This is a genomic window from Aliiglaciecola sp. 2_MG-2023, from assembly GCF_030548145.1.
GTDB lineage: Bacteria > Pseudomonadota > Gammaproteobacteria > Enterobacterales > Alteromonadaceae > Aliiglaciecola > Aliiglaciecola lipolytica_A.
This window is the reverse complement of record NZ_JAUORY010000026.1, coordinates 16,244-37,498: the sequence shown is the minus strand read 5'-3', so window position 1 is coordinate 37,498 and position 21,255 is coordinate 16,244. Positions and strand designations below refer to the sequence as shown.

Below are 21,255 nucleotides of genomic sequence, written 5' to 3'. Positions count from 1 at the left end.
GTAGGACAATGGTTGATTTAGGGAAAACAAACGTATGCAGTTGATCACCTCTTTACCTACCATCGTGCATGCTTATTGGTTATTAGCCAAATGGGATTGGCGCATATCCAACCAGCCCTACAAAAAATGGAAAAAGTATCTCGATAAGAGCTTTAGTGTGAGCAATACAAGCAACCAGTTTGATGCCTATCCCCAACACAAATATCTGCAACAAGCCATCTTGTTTGCCAAAGTAACACGACACCATTATCGCCCCATGAATTGTCTGCGCCGTTGCTTGGCTTTACAGGAATTGCTGCTAAGCAAAAATATGCCCTCGACCTTGCACATTGGCGTCAGATTCACCACCCCAAATCCATCACAAAGCCCAACAATAGAACCAAGCACAGGCAAAACATTACAAGCCCATTCTTGGTTAACCATCAACGGATTTATCATTAACGACAGCAAAGAAGTGGTAAGTACCTACACTGAAATAACCAATAAAAGCCAATTTTTCCAAACAAGCATATCTTCCCTATAACCCCGAGGGGGGAAAAACCATGGCCTGACATTCATGGCCTAAAGGCCATGCTACAGCCACTTGTAGTCGGCGGCTTTAGCCCCGAGAAATGTCCATGGCCTAAAGACCATGCTACAGCCACCTGTAGTCGGCGGCTTTAGCCCGAGAAATGCCCATGGCCTAAAGACCATGCTACAGCCACCTGTAGTCGGCGGCTTTAGCCCCGAGAAATGCCCATGGCCTAAAGACCAAGCTACAGCCACCTGTAGTCGGAGGCTTTAGCCCCGAAGAATGTCCATGGCCTAAAACCCCATGGCCTAAAGGCCATGCTACAGGCACCTGTAGTCGGCGGCTTTAGCCCCGAGCAAAAACCATGGCCTAAAACCCCATGGCCTAAAGACCATGCTACAGCCACCTGTAGTCGGGTGCTTTAGCCCCGAGGAATGCCCATGGCCTAAAGACCATGCTACAGGCCCCGAGAAATGCCCCGAGGGGTTCCCCTAAAATGCCCCCCAATATTTCTGTACCCGTCTAAACAATATTCAATCTACACTTAAAATTTGCCATTCAAAGGATTGAACCATGGGCAAAACCTTAACAAAAGGACGTCGCTCTATAATCGGTCAGGTGTATTTAATTACCGCCTGTACAAAACATCGGGAACCATTATTTATCCATTTTACCTTGGCCAGAATCGTGGTGGCATGCATGAAAAAATCCCAACAAAGGGGCAAAATACAGTTCCTAAGTTGGGTGATTATGCCCGACCACGTGCATTTTTTGATGTCGTTAGAAGGTGATTCGAGCCTTAGCGAGGTAATCGGGTATATCAAAGGCACCACGTCCCATCAAATATGCAAACGATTAAACCGAAAGGGGGGAATATGGCAAGCAGGTTTTCATGACCACGCAATACGCAAAGAAGAAAATATAATTGAGGCCGCACGGTACATTGTTGCAAATCCATTGCGGGCAGGAATTGTCAAAAGCCTAAAACAATATCCCCATTGGGATTCAATATACCTGTAGTCGGTGGTTTTAGCCCCGAGAGAGCCCACGGTCTAAAGACAATCCATGGCCTAGCATCCATGGCCTAAAGGCCATGCTACAACATGTGGGTTTGGTACCAGGATTGGGTTAAAATTGCGTACAATAAATCGACGTTTAACGAACCCTTTGGTGAGGCTACTACCTTATCGAAACTGGCTAACAAAATGTCATTATCAACCAACCCTAAATCTTGTAAACCTGGATGGGATAACAACTCACGAAGCTCGGTTTTATTTGCTCGCACCAAATTCGCAAAATGCTGATCAAATACGGTTTTGTTCTGGTCCCAACACACGCTTTCTGGCAAATGGCTATCCATGGCTTTACGCAACAAATATTTTGGATATCGCCCCTGGATGTGCAATTTTTGCGGCACCGCAAAACTAAACTCCGCTAGCTGCTTGTTGAAAAACGGATGATGTACTGCAATCCCTAAAGGATCGCAAACATGCTGATAGGAACGCATGCTATTAAAAGTGGAGGTAGTAAATAAGCCCTCATAGCGAGCTCGTTTTGCCCATTGCTTACTTTGGGCAAAGGGATTGTGCTTCTCAACCGACTTCAACATGGCCTGTTGTTGAGGCCCTAACCACTGGGGAAAGTGGTCGGCATCTACTGGCTGCTTGCCTAACAAGGATAACAGTGACTGAGGCAATAATGGCTTAACCAGTACTTGCAGTATGATCCTCATGGGTGACATACCCAACTGTTGAGCAGAATTAAACACCTCTTTAATGACTCCAAGATCACCACTGGCTAATCTGTCCCGATAAGCAAAGCTGTGACCCCAACACATTTCGTCACCGCCATTGCCGGTAAACAAGTCGTGCCCCCCTAACCGCTGAATCATTTCAGCTTCCTGTTGGTACTTAGGTGAAGCCACCACGCCAGGGTTCTGCAACTGAGTAGGGTACACCTGGGCAAACGAAAGATTGGTAAATTGGTCTAGCTCAACAAAGTGACTATGTTGAAGCTTCAAAAAGTCCCGCATTGCATCAATCTTTTCTATCTCGTCACAACTCTGGGTATTCCGATAAGTATGAGAAATGGAATGTAATTCAAACCCAAGGGGATCTGAGTCTTTTTCACCATGCTCACTCAATGAATGTAAAATAGAGGTGATAGAAGTTGAATCCATACCACCACTCATCTGGCTGAAAATAGGTTCAGGCCGCTTACCCTGTGAACTCAGTGGCAACGCCCCTGCGATACTTTGTTTTAGCACATCGTAAAAAGCCTGCTCATACTCCACTTCATTGGCAAACTTTAGTGAGTGGTTGGGTTGGATATCCCAAAATCGCCGCACAGTTAATTGATTTTCGGCAGATAAACAGGCGCTGTGAGCGAAGGGTAGCTGATCAATGTTGCTGAACATAGATCGATTCGGATCCGGCCGTCCCGCCAGCCACTGCAGAATCGAAATGTTATCCACTTTCGGGGTGAGCAGGGTCGTAATCATCTGCAAATCAGTGGTCACCAGAAAACAACCCTCTAACCACCCATAAAATAGGGTACGGGGATTAAACGCAGCGCTACAAAATCGTAATTCAGCAGCATGTGGATGCCAGGAAATGAGGGTAAAATCACCGTCTAGCTGCTCAATGGTTTTCGAATAATCGCTATCGATCAAATCCCAAAGATCGCGATCTTTTAGTGCACCATCGCACACCAAAGGTGCATTTTTTAAACAAAATCGCCCTGCACTCACAATCTTCAGGGGGACGGGTGTATCGGTTTTTAACACCCCATCGGCATCGGCCACCTTACCCAAGAAAACACTAGAATCTGCACCACCGATCGAGCTGTAACTATCTGATATTACTTGTTTATTTGAATTTTCATAGTAGCCCTGAATCGCCTCAAAATAACGAGGCGCTTTAGAACCAAATAGAGCAAACAATGTATTCATATAATATTTAGACCTAAATAAAGCTTTCGAACACCGGTAAATTAAGGGTACTATATGCCAAATGTCACTCTACTGTAACAACAAATGACAATATAACCTTTTGTTTACATTAGGTTTTTTCTGTCAGGAATTTTTACAGATCATTTTAGAGTTAACAAGCCACTAACATTCAATTTTGTTAACTGCATGATTTTTAAAGAAAAAATATATCTGGAATGGCTTTTGCAGTTATTTCTGCAGTAGTAATAGCATTAAGTGCATATTCAAGAGAATTTTAAGTTCGTAGAACTAAATAAGGAGCATCACATGATTAAGAAAATAATTGCAGGTTTGTCACTAGTGGGAATGAGCTTAAGCGCTCAGTCTGCCATTATTGTTGACGAGGCAAACATCACTGGCGCTGATATGGCTGGAATTGAAGTGACAGCATTATTCGGTGATGGCACTTCAGAATCAGGTATATGGTCCGCATTCCCAGACGTAGTTCTTGGCACTGGCGACCCTATTGCAGACGCAGAAGGCTTTTCTGGTGGTGTAGTTACATCAACCTGGTCTTTAACTCAACAAGGTTTCAGCAGCGGTAACGTTTCACCAGCAGGTGGCGTGTTTGGTGCTTGGACACTGACTAATATTGACTCTGCTAGCGACATCGTTGGTTTCAGTATTGATGGTTTCGCAGGTGATGTTGCGTTCGATATCGACTCTGGTAGCGAAAACACTCCCTATTCAAGTATTGGTGTTTCTTTTGCATCAGCAACAGTCGTTGATTCAGTAGCCTACAGTGATCAAGTTAGTGCCGATTACGGTGACTTGTTCTTCACGCTAGACGTATTGTTCGGTTCTTCATCGCTTGCCATTGGTGATGACTTAGTTTTCGTAACTGATACCGATACCGTAAAAGTACCAGAGCCAGCTACTACTGCAATGATCCTAAGCGGTTTATTGTTTGGTGCAGCACGCTTACGTGCAAGAAAATAGTTTAAGATTGTATAATTAGGGAGACACGTCATGAACAAAGTAAATGTCAACGATTCCGTTAGTGGCAAAAAGCCCTACACCAAGCCAGAATTAACTAACCCTGGTAATCTTGCAGAATTAACTCAAGGTTACGCGGGAAGTATTCCTGATGAGCAAGGCGGACACACAAAACGTAATCCTTTTACAGGTTAATCGTTAGTCTGCTAAAGCTTCTACCTTAGATTCAAACCATGGATTGAACAGAGGCATTAGTTACCAATGCAAGATAAGTATTATTCAACGCCGCTTCATGGCGTTGAATGTTTTTTGCCTGATGCTACTTGCAGTGGTGATAAAACTAAAATCTCTGAATTGGCCGTTGAACTTGCGTTTGAAACAATTAGTCTCGACGCGAACCAGCTCCCCATATGGACATTAAAAGATCAAGGACAGAGATACTTAACCGAATTAAATCTCTTTCCTTATCCCAGCGCCCATAGTACTAAAGCCAAAACCAATTCATTAGATGACTCACAAACCTACCTCCCTTCACCTAAAAGCTATGTGCTGAGTGTTAATTGTGAAGGTAAAGGTCGGTTTTTAATTCAGAAAAACAAAATAACCATTGATTGGGATGCAGGCACATCGTCTTCCCACTACTTTCAGACATTGGCCTTGGCCCTGTGGTTAGAAACTCGGCATGTACCTTGCATACACGCAAATGGGTTGAAGCGTGGTGAAAAAACCTTCGCATTGGTAGCAAATAGCGGTATGGGTAAGTCAACTTTGAGTGCCAAGCTACAACAAGCTGGATGTGAGTGGTTAACTGATGATATGATTGCGCTGCATCAAATTGGTGCGCATGCAACAGAAAGTAACGCACCAAAAGTTTACCCCAGCTGGCCCATTGCCCGCATGTGGCCCGATTCAGTGGAAAATGCACTTGGTGGTGACGTAGCTAAGCTTAAAAAAGTGCATAACCGTTTTAACAAACGCATATTTGAAATGCCTGATTTATCCGAAGAAAGTAAAACTTCTTCTGAACTATCAGTTATATATATTCTTAATAGAACTGTAACAGATAAGCCTGATAATACCCTGCGCTGTGAAATTGAAAATATCAATTCTAGTCAGGCACTAATCTTGCTTTTACAAAACAGTATTTTGGGCAATGCCTATTCTGCATTGGAATTAGAACGAGACAGAATACGTCAACTGTCCATTTTGGTTCAAAAAACACAAGTAAAAAAAGTCACTTACTCTAGTGGTAAGGAAAATTTGGATTTCGTACGTAAGACTATTTTTGAAGATTTGGATAAATAACCCTTTCATCCCGATTCACAAAAGCAAAGGAACTAGATAAATGAATATGCAAAGTGGTATGGTCAAAAACAATACCAACAAGTTTGCGGCTGCGTATCGACTTGTTGATGTTGTGGTGATTCAATTCGCACTTTTCAGTGCTGTTTTGCTTTACGGTTTAGATTATACAAAAGATTATTTTACCTTGTCTCTTATCGGCTCAGTGAGTTTTGCATTGGTGGCCGAGTCTTTTGCGTTGTACCGTTCTTGGCGCGCCGGTTTCTTTAAACAAATCGTATTTTACACTTTTCTTTGTTGGGCATGTGCCTGTATGTTAATCCTTGGCTATCTGTTTTTCTTTAAAATAGCCGAAGATTATTCTCGTTTTGCCTTAGCAATCTGGTTTGCTATGGCATATATGGCGTTAGTTGGTTGGCGTATTATCTTTCAGCTATTCCTACACAACATGCGTCGTAAAGGTTATAACACCCGCAGTATTGCCATCTTTGGATTGTCTGAAAAAGGCATACGTTTAGCCAACGAAGTCATGAAAAGCCCAGAAACGGGTTATCGGTTAACGGCTGTTTTTGATGATCGCGGACCAGAACGACTCGATAGTAAATATCATTATTTACTCCACGGTAATGTTGAAAAAGGCATCGACTGCGCCAAGCGCGGTTTGTATGACGTCATTTATATTGCCTTGCCTATTAAAGCCCAGCATCGCATTCAAGAAATGCTTTATCAATTAGGGGATACCACAGCTAACGTACATGTTGTCCCTGATTTATTCATGTATTGCCTAATGCACGGTGAAATGTCTCACGTGGGCGGCGTACAAACCATTAGCGTGTACGACAACCCAATGCAAGGTGGTATTGCCATAGTGAAACGCCTAGAAGATATTTTATTGTCGCTTTCTATCCTAAGCCTTATTTCTATTCCTATGTTAGCCATAGCTGCAGCAGTGAAATTAACATCGAAAGGACCTATTATCTTTAAACAAGATCGATATGGGTTAAATGGTAAAAAAATCAAAGTATGGAAGTTTCGTTCTATGTCGGTAACTGAAAACTCTGACAACGTTGTGCAAGCCACAAAAGGCGACGCTAGGATAACCAAAGTCGGCGCTTTTTTACGTAGAACCTCACTTGATGAATTACCCCAATTCATCAATGTATTAAAAGGTGATATGTCAGTTATTGGCCCACGCCCACATGCAGTTAAACACAACGAAGAATATCGCAAGTTGGTTGACTACTACATGCTTCGCCACAAAGTAAAACCAGGTATAACCGGCTGGGCCCAAGTAAACGGCTGGCGCGGCGAAACCGATACAGTTGAAAAAATGAAAATGCGCATCGAATACGACCTGGAATACATACGTAACTGGTCACTATGGATGGATTTTAAGATAGTCATTTTTACCGTGTTCCGCAGTTTTACTGACAAGAATGCGTATTGATGTAAATGATATCTATTGTCTATATCTTCTGTATGAACAGATTTTTGGGACTACATGATAATGCTTAGAACCTGTGAATTCTAAACCTATCCATTGTTTTTACAGTTGGCCATCTAGTTGATGATTTTATACATGTTTTAGCAACATTTTTATTACTGATTTTTTTTGGAGTGAGTTAGTGGTGTCAGGCTCTACTGCTACAAGTAGGATATTTTCAGCAAGTATTGCTAATTGGGTCGGTATAGGCGTTAGCTTAATAACTCAGATTGTTTTTGTTCCCGTTTTTTTGAATCATTGGTCTGCTGAAACTTATGGTGTTTGGTTACTAATTCTAACCTTTCAAGGTTTTGCCATTCTGATACAAGGGGCTCATAGAGATTTTGTTTACCATGAAAGTTTAAAGCTTGGTAGGCAAAACATTGATGAAGCTATTTTGCAATTATCTTCTGCCTTGCCAATAGTTGCTTTAACTTCGTCTTTTGTATTCTTCGTTGTTTACTTGCAATTTGAATTTACAATAATTGATACGCCATTTGGCATCACCCAATCATTAGAACAGGATTTTTTGTTTTCAGTTATGGTGCTGGCTTTTGTTCTTTTGGTTTCTGGTCATTATTATGGTTTTTTGCAGGGGCCTATTATTCTACTAGGTTACTACCCTTTCATTACTTGGTTGCAAGTCATAAAGGTTTTTGTCACGTCAATCGTACCTGTCTTCATCGTTGTTTTGGGAGGAGACTTAATTGATGCTGCAATAGGATTGGCTGTAACTACTTTTTTTGTGAATTTGATAGCTACTTATCTCGTATTGAACTTATACAAGAAAGAAAATTTGAAATTTTCGAAACCTAATTTTAAATTGGGTTTAAAGCAATTTACAAATTCTGCATGGGTGTTAACTAGATACGCAAGCGACATATTTAGACAGGATGGCATACGTTTTTTTCTTATGAATTCTGGAGGGGCAACAGGGGTCACTCAATTCGCAACTAACCGAACCGTCGCAAATTTAGCTAAAAAAGGAATGACCTCACTGACTGGACCAATATTGCCAGAATTAATGCGCTACATAAATGAAAGAAAACAATTGGAGATTCAAGCATCACTTGCCTTGTTATGGCTAATGCTATGTTTTGTGATTGCACCTAGTTTTATTATATTGCAGCTATTTGTAGAGCCTTTATTTGAAATATGGACCGCTGGGGCGATTGAGTTTCATCCCATGCTTTTTAGTGTCTTTTCATCTTCAATACTTATGATGATTTTGGGGCAGCCTGCTGGAAGCATACTTTCTGGAAACAATTTATTTAAAGTTCAACTGGCAATATCATTAATTGCTTTAGCGGGTTTAATCCTAACAATTTACTTTTTTTCTCAGACTCTTGGAGTCTTGTCAGCGGGTCTTAGTTTGCTTGTAGCTGAAACGGTGGTAATGAGTCTATCCGTCTGGAAAGCCAATAATTGGATGACAAGTAAACAATTAAACTGGCCTTGGAAATATTTCTTGCTCTCTTTTTTAAGTGTTGGTTTAACTGTAATTAGCTTATTACTAATAGCCGATGGGCTGGTGATAACTATGTCAGTCCCGTTTATTTTATTTTTACAATTCGCCATTGCCATAAAGTTTTGGCAATTAATGCCATCACTCGCAAAAGAAAAAGTTTACAACCTACTAAATAAATTAAGGATACGTAAATGATTATATTAATGGACTTTAAATTCAAATATCGGGACCACTTTAGCGCTTGGAATTTCTTGTCAAAATTAGCTACTGACAAACTTGAGGCTACGGATTCACTTGATTTTGATGAGAACTATCTATGTTTAAACGTCTAATCGTTGGCTTTAGATCAAAGGTTAACAAATATCTTCAACGCTCTCTCATAGTAGATGAGTTGTTGATATTTATATTTTCTAAGGATCGCCCTCTACAACTCGATTTGTTATTAAAAACACTAGGACAAAATGTAAAGGGTAAGTTAAATGTACAAGTCCTTTTTAATGCATCAAATGTTAATTACGAGAATGCATACAAGCAAGTATTTGAAGAAAACGATTCATTGAACCTTCTTGCTATACAAGAGACTAAATTTCGCCCAGATATGATAGAAATTCTGAAAAAGTCAAATTGCAAGTCAATCATGTTTCTTGTAGATGATATCGCATTTATCCGCCCAGTTGACGCAGATTTATTGGTCTCTCTTTCCAGTCAAGGATATATAGTAAGCACACGCCTAGGTAAAAATATCACACATTCGCAGACTCAAAGTAATATATTGGTAACACAACCATATTTTAAATCTATGATATTTAATGACGAAACCTTTTTGTCATGGTACTGGTATAAATCTAAATCAAGTCATTGGTCCCTTCCAACAGCTCTGGATGGAAATGTGTTCCAACTATCTAGTTTGATCCCTATTATTGAATCAGTAAGCTTTAAGGCCCCTAATAGTCTAGAAGAAGCTTTAGGAGTGTATCGTTTCGTTTTTAAATTCAGTAAGGCGGTATGTTATGAGCAACCTCGTATCGTGAATTTTCCTTTAAACAGTGTCAAAACGGAAGAATTTAATTTTCCCCATATGGGGTTAGATACAGCAGAGATGCTTTCAATTTATGAAGATGGTGGCAGACTTGATATTAGCGATTTTTCTCATGATATACATAATAGCCCGCATATGGAATGGGTACCTAAGATTAGAAATAAAAATTAAATATTGGAAGTGATACCGATGAAAATACTTGTCCTTAGTCATGCTTTTTTTCCTTCGATGGGGGGGATCGAGGTAAATACAGAAATTTTATGCAGAAACTTTACTGAGGCTGGCCATCAAGTGACTCTAATCACGAATACTCCCTGTGAAGACTATAGGGATGATTTTGTATTTCCTGTAGTTCGCCAGCCTAGTTTTATTAAAATTTTCAAAATGTTTTTATCGGCGGATATTGTTTTTCACAACAATCCTTCCTTTGGTATAGGGTATTTATCAATTTTCTTTAACTATAAAACAATATATGCAATTCGTACCTGGGTGGCTAGAACTAATGGTGAGCTGACTCTGAAAGATAAGATAAAACAAAAGTTAATTTGTAACGGTAAAAATCGTATATATATTAGTCAAGCAATTAGTGAGCACTTACCATGTGCTGGAGTGGTTATTGGTAACCCATACAGGGATAGTGTTTTTGTACCTAAAGGGAAGGAAGTACAAGAAAATAACTTTATATTTGCCGGTCGTTTAACCCCTGATAAAGGTGTTGATTTATTAATAAAGGCCTATTCAGAAATAAAGAATGATTATAACCTAGCAGGCTTAAGTATTGCTGGTAATGGAGGGGAGTTGAAAGAGCTCATCAAGCTGACTGAGAAACTAGGAATCGCGTCTGAAGTTAAGTTTCTTGGAAAGTTGAATGGGGTCGAACTGTCTAAACAATATAGTCAGCACAAATTTATTGTTGTGCCTTCTCGTTGGAACGAACCGTTCGGCAATGTTGCATTAGAAGGTATTGCTTGCGGTTGTGTTCCGATTGTATCTGAAGGGGGCGGGTTGAAAGATGCTATTGGTGAATGTGGGTTAACTTTTAAAAATGGTGATCTGCTCTCTCTCATTAAAGTAATGAGATTATTTCTTGACTCACATGAATTAATCCAGCAAAAAAGAAGTGTTTTTAAGAAACACTTATCTAAACATTCAGAAAAGGTTGTAGCTGCTAGTTACCTTAGAGTATTAGAAGGAATTAGTAAATGAATAAGATATTAGTCGTTCACCCTACTGGCAATCAAAATTCAAAAGGTTTAGCTCGTGGTTTGGCAGAAGCAAATTTATTATATGCTTTTGTTACAGCATTGCATTTGGATTCCAATAAATGGAACTGGTTGCCTACTAAGCTAGTCGCTGAAATTAAGCGCCGTGATTTTAGCGAAATAAAATCCACGATTATTTCAGGTTCACCTTTGAGAGAGGGCCTACGATTGCTTGCGATTAAACTAAAATTAAACTTTCTAACCAAGCATGAAGTCGGATTTTCTTCTGTAGATAATGTTTATCACGCAACAGACCGTTTTGCATCCAAATATCTTAAAAAATATGCTTCAGAAATAACCGGGGTTTACTGTTATGAGGACGGTGCTTTGGAAACGTTTAAAATCGCTAAACAGCTCAACATTAAGTGTATTTATGAATTACCAATAGGTTATTGGCGAACCCATCATCGGTTGAATGAAGAAGAGTCTGTTTTACAGCCAGAATGGGGACGTTCTTGGATTGCAACCCAAGATAGCAAACCCAAGCTAACTCGCAAAGATGAAGAGCTTGCATTAGCAGACCACATTATTGTGGCGAGTAGTTTTACTAAAAAAACACTTGAAGATTATCCAAAGGCATTGGCACCGATTACTCATGTACCTTATGGTTGTCCACTGCCTAATGAAACTCTCGTTCGTAACTGGTTTCAAGAAACAGACAAGTTAAAAGTACTTTATGTCGGGGGCTTAAGTCAACGTAAAGGGTTATCCTATCTTGTTGAAGCAATCTCTGCTTTAGATAATAAAGTTGAGTTTTCCTATATCGGTAATGGCTCTGCATTAGAGTTAATGCAAGAAAAATTACCAAATGCCACCTATTTAGGCACAATGCCACATTCACAAGTTCTCGAAGCAATGCGTGATCATGATGTCTTGGTTTTTCCAAGTCTATTTGAAGGTTTTGGTATGGTGATTACAGAAGCTATGTCGCAAGGTATGGTGGTGATTGCGACAGATCACACTGCGCTGCCTGATATAGCTGGTGAAAACACAGGGATACTTATTCCGGTTCGAGATTCAGGCGTAATAAAAGATGCACTTAGTGACTTAATTAGTAACCCCGAAAAAGTTGAGAAAATTGGTAAGTCAGCTATGAGGTTAGCACAGTCGTACCAGTGGATTGATTACGAATCGAAAATAGTCAAGGCGGTGGTAAAGTGAGCTCGGTTGCAATGTCAAGCGTCAATGCTGTCACTTGGAAAAATCTCCATCCTGTGGGAAAGCTTTTTATCGCAATTTTTTTGATCGTGTTATTTGAAGGTGCTGTTCGTAAATGGGTTTGGGGGAGTGCGACTATCCCACTACTCGGATTGCGAGATCTAATTGTTGTCTATGGTGTTATTTGGGGGGGGGGTCATCGTTACTTTGATGCAAGGGCTCCGGGTGACGCTATATTGATTTTTTGGACGATTCTCATTGTTGTTTGGACAGTCCTACAAATGCTTAGCGGTTTGCAACCACTAATAGTGGGCGTTATTGGTTTTCGGTTTTGGGTGCTTTACCTATGGTTCGCTTTACTCTGTGCCAAAGCTCTCAATTGGCAAGATCTTGAATATCTGTTTAAAATTTTTTCGTTAACCTTATTGTTTATGGTGCCTTTGGCGATTGTACAGTTTATGTCGGCTCCTACTGCCTTTATTAATAGGCAGGCTGGGGGGGATGATCAATTAATTTTTACAGTTATGAAAGATATCGTTCGGACAACTGGAACTTTCTCATTTACCGCTGGCTACGCCAATTATTTAGCGTTTGTTACTCCTGTTGTTTTGTGGTTAATGTCCGGCGGTTTAAAAAACTCTTTAAACTCCTTATTACGATTACTTATTATTGGACTTTTTTTTGTTGGCGTTTTAATCAGTGGATCACGAGCCGCAATTATTACAACTCTTTTCTTTGCAGGCATGTGGTTTTTGGCACTTTTATTCGCCAACAAGCTCCCTAAAATATCCACAGCAAAAATGCTATTTGGCCTAGCCGGATTTGTTGTTTTATTTTTCTTACTTTTCCCGATTATGGAAAGATCTTATGACGCAAATGCCAACCGTTTCGAAAACGCGGCTACATCAGAAGATGTAGGTGATAGGATTAAACGGATGTACATGGGATCTAATGAGACTTGGGAGCAGTTTACATTTCTTGGCTATGGTATAGGTGCAGGAGCAAACGCTTCACGTGGATTTATGCCTTCAAATAATACCGGCTTCCTTTTAGGTGAGGGTGAAATTGACCGAGTTTTAAATGAGGGAGGGGCCGTTGGTATGATGCTCGTCTTGTTTAAGTGGTTAATACTTATCGCTGGTCTATTAAGTTCTTGGAGAATATTTAAAAGAAATAATGAATTTTTGTCTTTATCTTTATGGCTAGTCATAGCTGTCCAATTACCTACGGGAGCAATTATTGGTCAGCTTACCGTTCACGCCTTTTCTTTACTTTTGCTTGGCTTAGGTTTTGTCTCTTTAGCCTGTTGGCAGACTGAAAAAAATAGAAGGCAGGGATTAGTAGGATGAAAGTATTAATTGTTGCCAATTATATGTTAAGTCATCAACAAAGCATGCAGCGTTTTGCGGATATGATTAAAGAAGGCCATGAAGTTAAGGTAATTCGTCCTGATGCAATATTATGTAAAATTGGACAGGCAGAACATGTTTTGGATAAATGTTTTGTATATATTGACCGTCTTTTTCTATTTCTCTGGCAATTAAAACAAATGGCTAAATGGGCTGATGTGGTCCATATATGTGATCACTCAAAAGCCATGTACAACAAATGGATTAATAACCCCTCTTTAGTGACTTGTCTTGACCAATTTAATATCCAAAGTGATTTAGGGTTTATAGAAACGAATAAAACTGGGTTTACAGGTCGAAGATTGCAGAAATGGATTGTTTCAGGGCTACAGGTTAGCGCACATGTTTTTTGTATTTTTATGAAGGCAAAAGATAAAGTATGGAGATTATTTCATAAACAACCACATGATTTAAAGCCAAGTTGTTTTGTCAATTTAAGTGGAAATCAAAGGTACAAAAGTAGATTAACTGTGGCTGAAATATACTCGCCTTTGATTCAACTTTTGAAATATAGAATCTGTGAATTAGCTGGAACTGGTAAACCTTGGTTTGATGCTTTAAAAGGAACTTGCTTGGAATAAAAAATCAAACTATTGAAGTCAGAGGATTGAACAATGAAGACATTTATGCTGATCATTCTAACACTAAAACACTAAAACACTAAAACACTAAAACACTAAAACACTAAAACACTAAAACACTAATTTTTTTAACACTCCAGAATATGTTTAGATGGCTAATTCCTTCATTCATATCATGCTTACATATTAACTTTTTAGATGAGTAGCCTCTTTTAAAAGTACATTTTTGATACAAATAAAGGAATTTAGATGAGCATAAATAAAACAATCTACCCAACACAAGGTTCACCTTACAGTGAAACATTTGTAAAAGCAGAAATTGAAATTCTAGAGAGCCATGGCCTTAAAGTTGAGCACATTAATGTAAACGAGCTGAAATATTCATTAATCAGGTTTATTTATAATATAATCCATAATCCTATTACTTTCTTTTATTCGTTGTATGTATCTCTAACTTCGATAAGTACAATAACTCGTTTTTGCTCGAATATGGATTGTGTTATACGAATATATTCCAATAGAAAAATTTTAGAAAAACATTTCACGCCAAATGTAGAAATTAGATGTCATTTTATTGCTAAAAGAGCAATGTTCTCATTAGTGTGCCACAAATTATTTAATTGTAAATACTCACTTGTAGCTCATGCTTCTGACATATTTGAATGGGATAATAGTATTTTCCACAAAATAAAGCATGCAGAGAGAGTAGATTGTATTTCAAATTATAATAAAGGTTATTTAGATGCAAAATTAAATTTTGAGTTCTCTACTAAACTCAAGCTAATTAGGAATTCATTTTATAGTAAGTCAAAACCTTTTTCATTAAAAAACAATAAGGTAAATGGTGTTGTTGGGCTGAAATTATATCGATTTTTATATGTTGGCAGACTAGTAAAGAAAAAAAATATTCCTACTATGATTGACCTCCTTGAAGAACTAAGCTTCAAGTATCTACCTTGCGAATTAATTATTGTAGGGGAAGGTGGTGATGATGAAGAAAATGTTAATCTAAAAGTTAACTCTCTTAAAAGTCTCAAAATTAAAAGACTTGGATATCAAGACAGCGAAAACATTAGTTTAGAGATAGAACAGGCGGACTTTACTATTCTCATTTCTACTTTAGCTACAAGAGAATTTCCCGACCAAGATGGAATACCTACGATATTTTTAGAATCTTTAGCTTTAGGAACTCCAGTAATTTCAACACAGGTATCTGGAATCCCAGAGCTAGTTGAAGACTTGTCAAATGGTATTATTTTAGAAAAAATTTCTGCTAAAGAACTTTATGAAAAAATCCAATTGTTAAGTATTGATGAAGATAAAATAATCGAAAGATTTAATTGTTGGTATAAAACAGGAAACGGTGCAAAGACTTTTCTAGAAGGTAACAAGTGAAAATTTTAAGAATAATTAGCTCAACCAATCCGATAAATGGAGGGCCAATCAATGGGCTACTAAATAGCTCAGCAGAATTGGTGGCAAGAGGACATGAAGTAACTGTATTGTCTCTAGACGATCCGTTTGATAGACATGTAGCTTCTTTCCCGTTTCGGTTAATAACCTATAAAAGCTCATTAGGTGCACTAAAATATTCCAGTCAGTTAAAATTGTGGCTACAAGAAAATGTTACTAATTTTGACGTGGTCGTCATCCATGGAATTTGGCAATATCACAGCTATGCAGCAGCTAAGGCTTGTATTAAACACAATGTTCCTTATGTTTTATTTACTCACGGAATGTTGGATCCGTGGTTTACTGAAAATAATCTTCTAGGACGCCTTAAAAAAACGCTTTATTGGAAGTTATTTGAAAGACATTCAATTAATAATGCGGCTCAAGTGCTATTTACTTCTAAAGAAGAGTTGAGGCTCGCACGTGAACCATTTTCTCCTTATTCGCCAAATGAAAAAGTAGTGGCCTACGGAAGCCCAGTGCCGCTAGTTAATGAAGAAAAGGCAAAAAAGGTGTTCTTTGACTCATTTCCACACCTAAATAATAAACCTTTTATTTTGTTTCTTAGTCGTATTCATGAGAAAAAGGGTATTGATTTATTAATTGAAGCTATGGGGGAGTTGAACGATAAATACCCTCAAATGCAATTGGCAATAGCGGGACCTGACCACAATAAATTACAACCACAGTTACAAGACAGAGCAACTTCTCTAAATATCCAAAAACGAATTAGTTGGTTGGGTATGTTAGATGCCGATATTAAGTGGGGGGCTTTTTATGCCTGTGAAGCCTTTGTTTTACCATCTCACCAAGAGAATTTTGGCATAGTTGTGTCTGAAGCTCTATCAACGGGAACACCTGTTTTAATAACTAATAAAGTGAATATTTGGACAGAAGTGGTTGATGCTAAAGCAGGTTTTGCTGACGCGGATTCAGTTTCTGGTGTAAGAAGCACACTAAACTCTTGGTGGTCACTAGATTCCGACAACAAGTTGGAAATGAAGCAAAATGCGCTCAATTGTTATAAACAGAATTTCTCTATGAAAGCAGCAGTGGATGATTTGGAAAGAGTACTTATTTCTACAGCAGAATTGGCAACTCAAAATGAACCTAAATGCATACATTCGGCTGAGCACAACTGATGCTTGAAAAAAATAATATTACCGATCCAGTATTTCCATTATCGTTTAAAATTATGCGACTTTTATGGAATATTTTTTATATTATTTTTATCAAGTTTAGCCCCAATTTTTTATTTTCTTATCGCGCGATGTTATTGAGGATGTGGGGCGCTAGCGTTTCGAAAAAAGCTAGGGTCTACCCTACGGCAAAAATATGGTGGCCAGCAAATTTAACGGTGGAAGCTGAAGCTACTGTAGGTCCTGATGTGACTGTTTACAATCAAGGAAATATTAGAATAGAAGAGAGGGCTATCATCAGTCAAGGTGCACATCTTTGTGCCAGCACGCATGATTACAATGATCCCTTGCATCCTCTTGTGTTAGCACCTATTTGTGTAGGTAAAAATGTTTGGGTTTGTGCAGAGGCGTTTATTGGTCCGAACGTTAAGATAGCCGAAGGGGGAGTTGTTGGTGCTCGGGCAGTGTTGACAAAAAACACAGAAAAAATGGGGATCTATGCTGGTAACCCAGCCATACGAATAAAATCAAGGGAATGGAATTAGTAGATGAGTAACAACTTAACTGTCATTATCCTTACTTTTAATGAGAAAATTCACATTAAACGGTGCATAGAGAGTGTATCTAAACTTTCCAATGATATTTTAGTGATCGACTCATACTCTACTGACGAAACCTGTGATCTGGCAACTTCGTGTGGTGCTAAAGTGTTTCAAAATCCTTTTGTCAATCAGGCTCAACAATTTCAGTGGGCTATGGATAATTGTGGTATTGATTCAACATGGGTTTTGCGACTAGACGCAGATGAAACACTCGATGATGAGATGATTCAAAATATTCGCGAATTTATTGCTAACGATGGTTATGGTCACAATGCTGGCATACTCAATAGAAAACATATTTTTCTTGGAAAGTGGGTGAAACATGGTGGCAGATACCCACTACCCATGTTGCGCTTATTTAAACGTGGCACTGCCCATGTTGAACAACGTTGGATGGACGAACATATTGTGTTGGACAAAGGCACAGCTAAAGTAATTGAAGGCGGCTTTGAAGACAATAATATTAATTCAGTTTCTTGGTTTATCGACAAACACAATAAGTATGCCACCCGAGAGATGGTGGATATCATGCTAAAAAGATTGCAGCCTGAATCCGCCACAGAAATTACTGAAAATACTGGTTTAGCAATTCGCTTTAAACGCTTTTTGAAAGAGTCTGTTTACATGAAACTGCCTTATTTTGTGAGACCGTTTTTGTATTTTAATTTTCGCTATTTTATTCAACTTGGATTTCTGGATGGAGCCAGAGGATTCGCATATCACTTTATGCAGGCGTTTTGGTACCGCGCCTTAGTCGACCTTAAATGTATTGAAGTGGAAAGGCTTTGGTCGGATTGCACTGATGATACAAGTAAAATTGCAATTTTAGAACAATACAGTGGTTACCAATTAAGTTGATCATTTTTGGTGCAAAACTTGGCGTACCTGCCTTTTGATGAGACAATAATAACCATAAATTTAAAATCCTACTAACTTAAGCTTTTGCATTTTAGAGAATGTGAAAGCTGCATCCTATTTAAAATCCTTCTGTCACTGAACTTTAGGTTATGCAGTTTGATTTATTTAGGGAATACTCGATGTAAATAGTTTTGAAAGTAGCATTTTCTGCAAATTTCAAATTTTTGAAATAAATTTACAGTAAAGTCAGGTTGACTGGTAAGGGACTTGCATAGTGCAAACTTGAAGACTGGGGGAGGCGATGTTGTTTAGCTTCATTGTTATTTTATGGAAGCGTAAATGGCAACAGAAACAAGCTCAGAGCTTATTATAATAATGAATTCTCTAAGAAGTGATTCGAGCATAAAATTAGTCGGTAATTTTTATAGGGATATAGCTTGAAGCTGCTTTTAAAAAGTTTAAATTATGCCCCGGAATTAACCGGGATCGGCAAATACAACGGTGAGATGTGTGAAGCTTTTGTGGAACGTGGAGTGGGTGTAACTGCAGTTGTTGCTCCGCCCTACTATCCTGAATGGCAAATTCATCAGGGTTATCGAAAATTTTGGTTTAAGTCTGAGATTCAAAACGGCGTAGAACTCATTCGTTGTCCTTTGTATGTGCCAAAAAAAGTCACCACCTTTAAACGCTTATTGCATTTGGCAACTTTTGCTTTTAGTTCAGGTTTAGCACTTTTCAGTCGTCTTTTTAAAAAGCCCGATGTGATTATTTTGGTTCAACCTACGCTATTTTGTGCACCATTTACTCTTTTGTATGCCAAATTAACAGGTACAAAAACCGTATTACATATTCAAGACTTTGAAGTGGATGCCATCTTTGGTTTAGGGCTGATGGGCGATGGCAAAGCGGCTAGTGTTGCTAAAAAAATTGAACGTTGGTTAATGTCAGGGTTTGATGCAGTCTCCACCATTTCTTTTAGCATGATGGATAACGCTAAAAGCAAAGGTGTACCTGAAGATAAGCTAATACATTTTCCCAATTGGTCGGATACATCCTTTGTGACGCCAGAAACTGATGGTTCTGGATTGCGTGAAGAGTGGGGGTTTAGCAACGAAGATAAAATTGTACTTTACGCGGGTAACATGGGCGCGAAGCAAGGTTTGGAGATTGTGTTAGAAGCCGCCAAGGCACTACGAGAAAATATCCATATTAAGTTAGTATTTGTTGGCGCAGGGTCCATTGTTGATCAACTCAAATCAATGGCCGATGAACTGCATCTGTCGAATGTGCATTTTAAGCCGCTGCAACCTTGGGAGTTAGTCCCTCAATTACTGGCTATGGCTGATATTCATTTGGTGATCCAGAAAAAAGGTGCAGCCGATGCGGTGTTACCTTCAAAACTAACGAATATTTTGTCCGCTGGTGGGCATGCAATTGTCACCGCAGAAGAACATACCGAGTTGGGACGCATAGAAAAGTTAAACCCTGGTATCTATGAGTGTATTGAACCTGAAAGTATTGATACACTTGTTACAGCAATAGGTAATGCTATTACCAAAGATACAAAAGAACACAATAAAGTAGCGCGTCAATTTGCGTTAAGCTATTTAGATAAAAACACTATCATTGATACTTTTTTAATTAAGTTGGAAAAAATAACGGAATCAAATTCAGATTTTGTAAAGGAAATAAAATGACAAAAAAAGTTGCACTAATTACTGGGGTTACAGGTCAAGATGGTTCTTACCTGGCTGAGTTCTTATTAGAAAAAGGCTATGAAGTTCACGGTATCAAACGTCGTGCTTCATTGTTTAACACTCAGCGTGTTGACCATATTTATGAAGATGTTCATGTAGAGAACGCTAACTTCAAGTTACATTACGGCGACTTATCTGATTCGTCTAACTTAATCCGCATTATGCGTGAAGTTGAGCCTGATGAAGTCTACAACTTGGGTGCTCAGTCTCACGTTGCGGTTTCATTTGAAGCGCCAGAATATACTGCTGACGTAGATGCCTTAGGTACACTACGTTTGTTAGAAGCCATTCGTTTCTTAGGTTTAGAAAAGAAAACTAAATTTTACCAAGCGTCTACGTCAGAGCTTTACGGTGAAGTACAAGAGATCCCACAAAAAGAAACTACGCCGTTTCATCCCCGTTCACCTTATGCCGTGGCCAAAATGTACGCTTACTGGATAGCCGTAAACTACCGTGAGTCTTATGGCATTTATGCCTGTAACGGTATTTTGTTTAACCATGAGTCTCCTCGCCGTGGTGAAACCTTTGTAACCCGTAAAATTACCCGCGCTGTTGCTAACATTGCTCAAGGTCTTGAAAAATGCTTGTTCCTTGGAAATATGGATGCATTACGTGACTGGGGCCATGCAAAAGATTACGTGCGTATGCAATGGATGATGTTGCAACAAGACAAGCCTGAAGATTTTGTTATCGCTACCGGTAAACAAATTTCAGTACGCGAATTTGTGCGTATGTCTGCTGCAGAAGCGGGTATTAGCCTTGAGTTTAGCGGCGAAGGTGTGGATGAAATTGCGACCGTAACGGCTGTTAGCGGTGATGATGCCCCAGGCGTAAGTGTTGGTGATGTGATTGTTAAAGTTGATCCGCGTTACTTCCGTCCTGCAGAAGTTGAAACCCTATTGGGCGACCCAACCAAAGCTAAAGAAAAATTAGGCTGGGTGCCTGAGATCACAGTAGAAGAAATGTGCGCCGAAATGGTGCGAAATGATTTGGACAAAGCCAAGCAACACGCCTTGTTGAAAGAACACGGTTATTCGTTGGCGGTATCCAGAGAGTAATTCAAAGGTATCTCGCGGGGCTAAAGCACCCGACTACAAATAACTCGCGGGGCTAAACCACCCGCCTACAGGTTTGTAGCACGGGCTTCAGCCCGTGGAAATGTTTGCTATAACTCACGGGGCTAAAGCACCCGCCTACAGATTTGTAGCATGGCCTTCAGCCCGTGGAAATGTTTGCCATAACGCGCGGGGCTAAAGCACCCGCCTACAGATTTGTAGCATGGCCTTTAGGCCATGGAATTGTTTGCTAT

19 protein-coding genes are annotated in these 21,255 nt (G+C 39.2%); 18 read left to right on the top strand and 1 reads right to left on the bottom strand.

From position 1 onward, the window contains the following. Positions 1–34: 34 nt before the first annotated feature. Positions 35–523, top strand: a complete 489-nt coding sequence (locus tag Q4567_RS19325) for a lasso peptide biosynthesis B2 protein (RefSeq protein ID WP_303501791.1) — start codon at positions 35–37, stop codon at positions 521–523. A gap of 561 nt (positions 524–1,084) precedes the next feature. Continuing rightward, a complete protein-coding gene (locus tag Q4567_RS19320) occupies positions 1,085–1,531 on the top strand; it encodes a transposase (RefSeq protein WP_303501788.1) in 447 nt (148 codons plus the stop codon). A 76-nt stretch (positions 1,532–1,607) separates the two neighbouring features. On the opposite strand, the gene Q4567_RS19315 is transcribed toward Q4567_RS19320, so the two are convergent. Then, on the bottom strand, positions 1,608–3,461 hold the full coding sequence (locus tag Q4567_RS19315) for an asparagine synthase C-terminal domain-containing protein (protein WP_303501786.1): 1,854 nt from the start codon (positions 3,459–3,461) through the stop codon (positions 1,608–1,610). Positions 3,462–3,767: 306 nt separating this feature from the next. Here Q4567_RS19315 and Q4567_RS19310 point away from each other — a divergent pair, with 306 nt between their 5' ends. The 16 genes from Q4567_RS19310 to gmd all read left to right on the top strand — a co-directional run bounded on the left by Q4567_RS19310 (position 3,768) and on the right by gmd (position 21,004). Then, entirely contained in the window at positions 3,768–4,439 is a 672-nt protein-coding gene (locus tag Q4567_RS19310) for a PEP-CTERM sorting domain-containing protein (protein ID WP_216050579.1), read from the top strand. Positions 4,440–4,469: 30 nt separating this feature from the next. Continuing rightward, positions 4,470–4,631: a lasso RiPP family leader peptide-containing protein gene (locus Q4567_RS19305; RefSeq protein ID WP_216050578.1), complete on the top strand. Its 162-nt coding sequence runs from the start codon at positions 4,470–4,472 to the stop codon at positions 4,629–4,631. A 66-nt stretch (positions 4,632–4,697) separates the two neighbouring features. After that, on the top strand, positions 4,698–5,741 hold the full coding sequence (locus Q4567_RS19300; RefSeq protein ID WP_303501782.1) for a hypothetical protein: 1,044 nt from the start codon (positions 4,698–4,700) through the stop codon (positions 5,739–5,741). 40 nt (positions 5,742–5,781) lie between these two features. Further along, the gene (locus Q4567_RS19295; RefSeq protein WP_303501780.1) at positions 5,782–7,185 is read left to right on the top strand and encodes an undecaprenyl-phosphate glucose phosphotransferase; all 1,404 of its coding nucleotides are present in this window, start codon (positions 5,782–5,784) and stop codon (positions 7,183–7,185) included. A gap of 181 nt (positions 7,186–7,366) precedes the next feature. After that, positions 7,367–8,884 carry a hypothetical protein gene (locus Q4567_RS19290; protein ID WP_303501778.1) on the top strand — a complete coding sequence of 506 codons (1,518 nt, stop codon included), beginning with the start codon at positions 7,367–7,369 and terminating at the stop codon, positions 8,882–8,884. A 121-nt stretch (positions 8,885–9,005) separates the two neighbouring features. After that, positions 9,006–9,899 (top strand): hypothetical protein, encoded by an 894-nt coding sequence (locus Q4567_RS19285; protein WP_303501777.1) that lies wholly within the window; start codon positions 9,006–9,008, stop codon positions 9,897–9,899. An 18-nt stretch (positions 9,900–9,917) separates the two neighbouring features. Continuing rightward, entirely contained in the window at positions 9,918–10,934 is a 1,017-nt protein-coding gene (locus Q4567_RS19280) for a glycosyltransferase family 4 protein (protein WP_303501775.1), read from the top strand. Further along, complete coding sequence (locus tag Q4567_RS19275) at positions 10,931–12,151, top strand: glycosyltransferase family 4 protein (RefSeq protein ID WP_303501772.1); 1,221 nt, start codon at positions 10,931–10,933, stop codon at positions 12,149–12,151. The genes Q4567_RS19280 and Q4567_RS19275 overlap by 4 nt, the downstream gene beginning before the upstream one ends. Further along, positions 12,148–13,497 carry a hypothetical protein gene (locus Q4567_RS19270; RefSeq protein ID WP_303501770.1) on the top strand — a complete coding sequence of 450 codons (1,350 nt, stop codon included), beginning with the start codon at positions 12,148–12,150 and terminating at the stop codon, positions 13,495–13,497. Before Q4567_RS19275 ends, Q4567_RS19270 begins: the two co-directional genes overlap by 4 nt. Continuing rightward, positions 13,494–14,138: a hypothetical protein gene (locus Q4567_RS19265; protein ID WP_303501768.1), complete on the top strand. Its 645-nt coding sequence runs from the start codon at positions 13,494–13,496 to the stop codon at positions 14,136–14,138. The genes Q4567_RS19270 and Q4567_RS19265 overlap by 4 nt, the downstream gene beginning before the upstream one ends. Before the next feature lie 249 nt (positions 14,139–14,387). Beyond that, positions 14,388–15,533, top strand: a complete 1,146-nt coding sequence (locus Q4567_RS19260; RefSeq protein WP_303501766.1) for a glycosyltransferase family 4 protein — start codon at positions 14,388–14,390, stop codon at positions 15,531–15,533. Continuing rightward, complete coding sequence (locus Q4567_RS19255) at positions 15,530–16,732, top strand: glycosyltransferase (RefSeq protein WP_303501764.1); 1,203 nt, start codon at positions 15,530–15,532, stop codon at positions 16,730–16,732. The genes Q4567_RS19260 and Q4567_RS19255 overlap by 4 nt, the downstream gene beginning before the upstream one ends. Beyond that, positions 16,732–17,274 carry a hypothetical protein gene (locus Q4567_RS19250; RefSeq protein ID WP_303501761.1) on the top strand — a complete coding sequence of 181 codons (543 nt, stop codon included), beginning with the start codon at positions 16,732–16,734 and terminating at the stop codon, positions 17,272–17,274. The genes Q4567_RS19255 and Q4567_RS19250 overlap by 1 nt, the downstream gene beginning before the upstream one ends. A 3-nt stretch (positions 17,275–17,277) precedes the next feature. Continuing rightward, positions 17,278–18,189, top strand: a complete 912-nt coding sequence (locus Q4567_RS19245) for a glycosyltransferase family 2 protein (protein ID WP_303501759.1) — start codon at positions 17,278–17,280, stop codon at positions 18,187–18,189. 437 nt (positions 18,190–18,626) lie between these two features. Further along, entirely contained in the window at positions 18,627–19,886 is a 1,260-nt protein-coding gene (locus Q4567_RS19240; RefSeq protein WP_303501757.1) for a glycosyltransferase WbuB, read from the top strand. Continuing rightward, positions 19,883–21,004 (top strand): GDP-mannose 4,6-dehydratase, encoded by a 1,122-nt coding sequence (gene gmd, locus Q4567_RS19235; protein WP_303501755.1) that lies wholly within the window; start codon positions 19,883–19,885, stop codon positions 21,002–21,004. The genes Q4567_RS19240 and gmd overlap by 4 nt, the downstream gene beginning before the upstream one ends. The last annotated feature ends 251 nt before the right edge of the window (positions 21,005–21,255 follow it).

Bases quoted from the DNA above. Each gene is read 5' to 3' on its own strand.
- Q4567_RS19325 (WP_303501791.1), top strand. From the start codon at position 35: ATGCAGTTGATCACCTCTTTACCTACCATCGTGCATGCTTATTGGTTA.
- Q4567_RS19320 (WP_303501788.1), top strand. From the start codon at position 1,085: ATGGGCAAAACCTTAACAAAAGGACGTCGCTCTATAATCGGTCAGGTG.
- Q4567_RS19315 (WP_303501786.1), bottom strand. From the start codon at position 3,461: ATGAATACATTGTTTGCTCTATTTGGTTCTAAAGCGCCTCGTTATTTT.
- Q4567_RS19310 (WP_216050579.1), top strand. From the start codon at position 3,768: ATGATTAAGAAAATAATTGCAGGTTTGTCACTAGTGGGAATGAGCTTA.
- Q4567_RS19305 (WP_216050578.1), top strand. From the start codon at position 4,470: ATGAACAAAGTAAATGTCAACGATTCCGTTAGTGGCAAAAAGCCCTAC.
- Q4567_RS19300 (WP_303501782.1), top strand. From the start codon at position 4,698: ATGCAAGATAAGTATTATTCAACGCCGCTTCATGGCGTTGAATGTTTT.
- Q4567_RS19295 (WP_303501780.1), top strand. From the start codon at position 5,782: ATGAATATGCAAAGTGGTATGGTCAAAAACAATACCAACAAGTTTGCG.
- Q4567_RS19285 (WP_303501777.1), top strand. From the start codon at position 9,006: ATGTTTAAACGTCTAATCGTTGGCTTTAGATCAAAGGTTAACAAATAT.
- Q4567_RS19280 (WP_303501775.1), top strand. From the start codon at position 9,918: ATGAAAATACTTGTCCTTAGTCATGCTTTTTTTCCTTCGATGGGGGGG.
- Q4567_RS19275 (WP_303501772.1), top strand. From the start codon at position 10,931: ATGAATAAGATATTAGTCGTTCACCCTACTGGCAATCAAAATTCAAAA.
- Q4567_RS19265 (WP_303501768.1), top strand. From the start codon at position 13,494: ATGAAAGTATTAATTGTTGCCAATTATATGTTAAGTCATCAACAAAGC.
- Q4567_RS19260 (WP_303501766.1), top strand. From the start codon at position 14,388: ATGAGCATAAATAAAACAATCTACCCAACACAAGGTTCACCTTACAGT.
- Q4567_RS19250 (WP_303501761.1), top strand. From the start codon at position 16,732: ATGCTTGAAAAAAATAATATTACCGATCCAGTATTTCCATTATCGTTT.
- Q4567_RS19245 (WP_303501759.1), top strand. From the start codon at position 17,278: ATGAGTAACAACTTAACTGTCATTATCCTTACTTTTAATGAGAAAATT.
- gmd (WP_303501755.1), top strand. From the start codon at position 19,883: ATGACAAAAAAAGTTGCACTAATTACTGGGGTTACAGGTCAAGATGGT.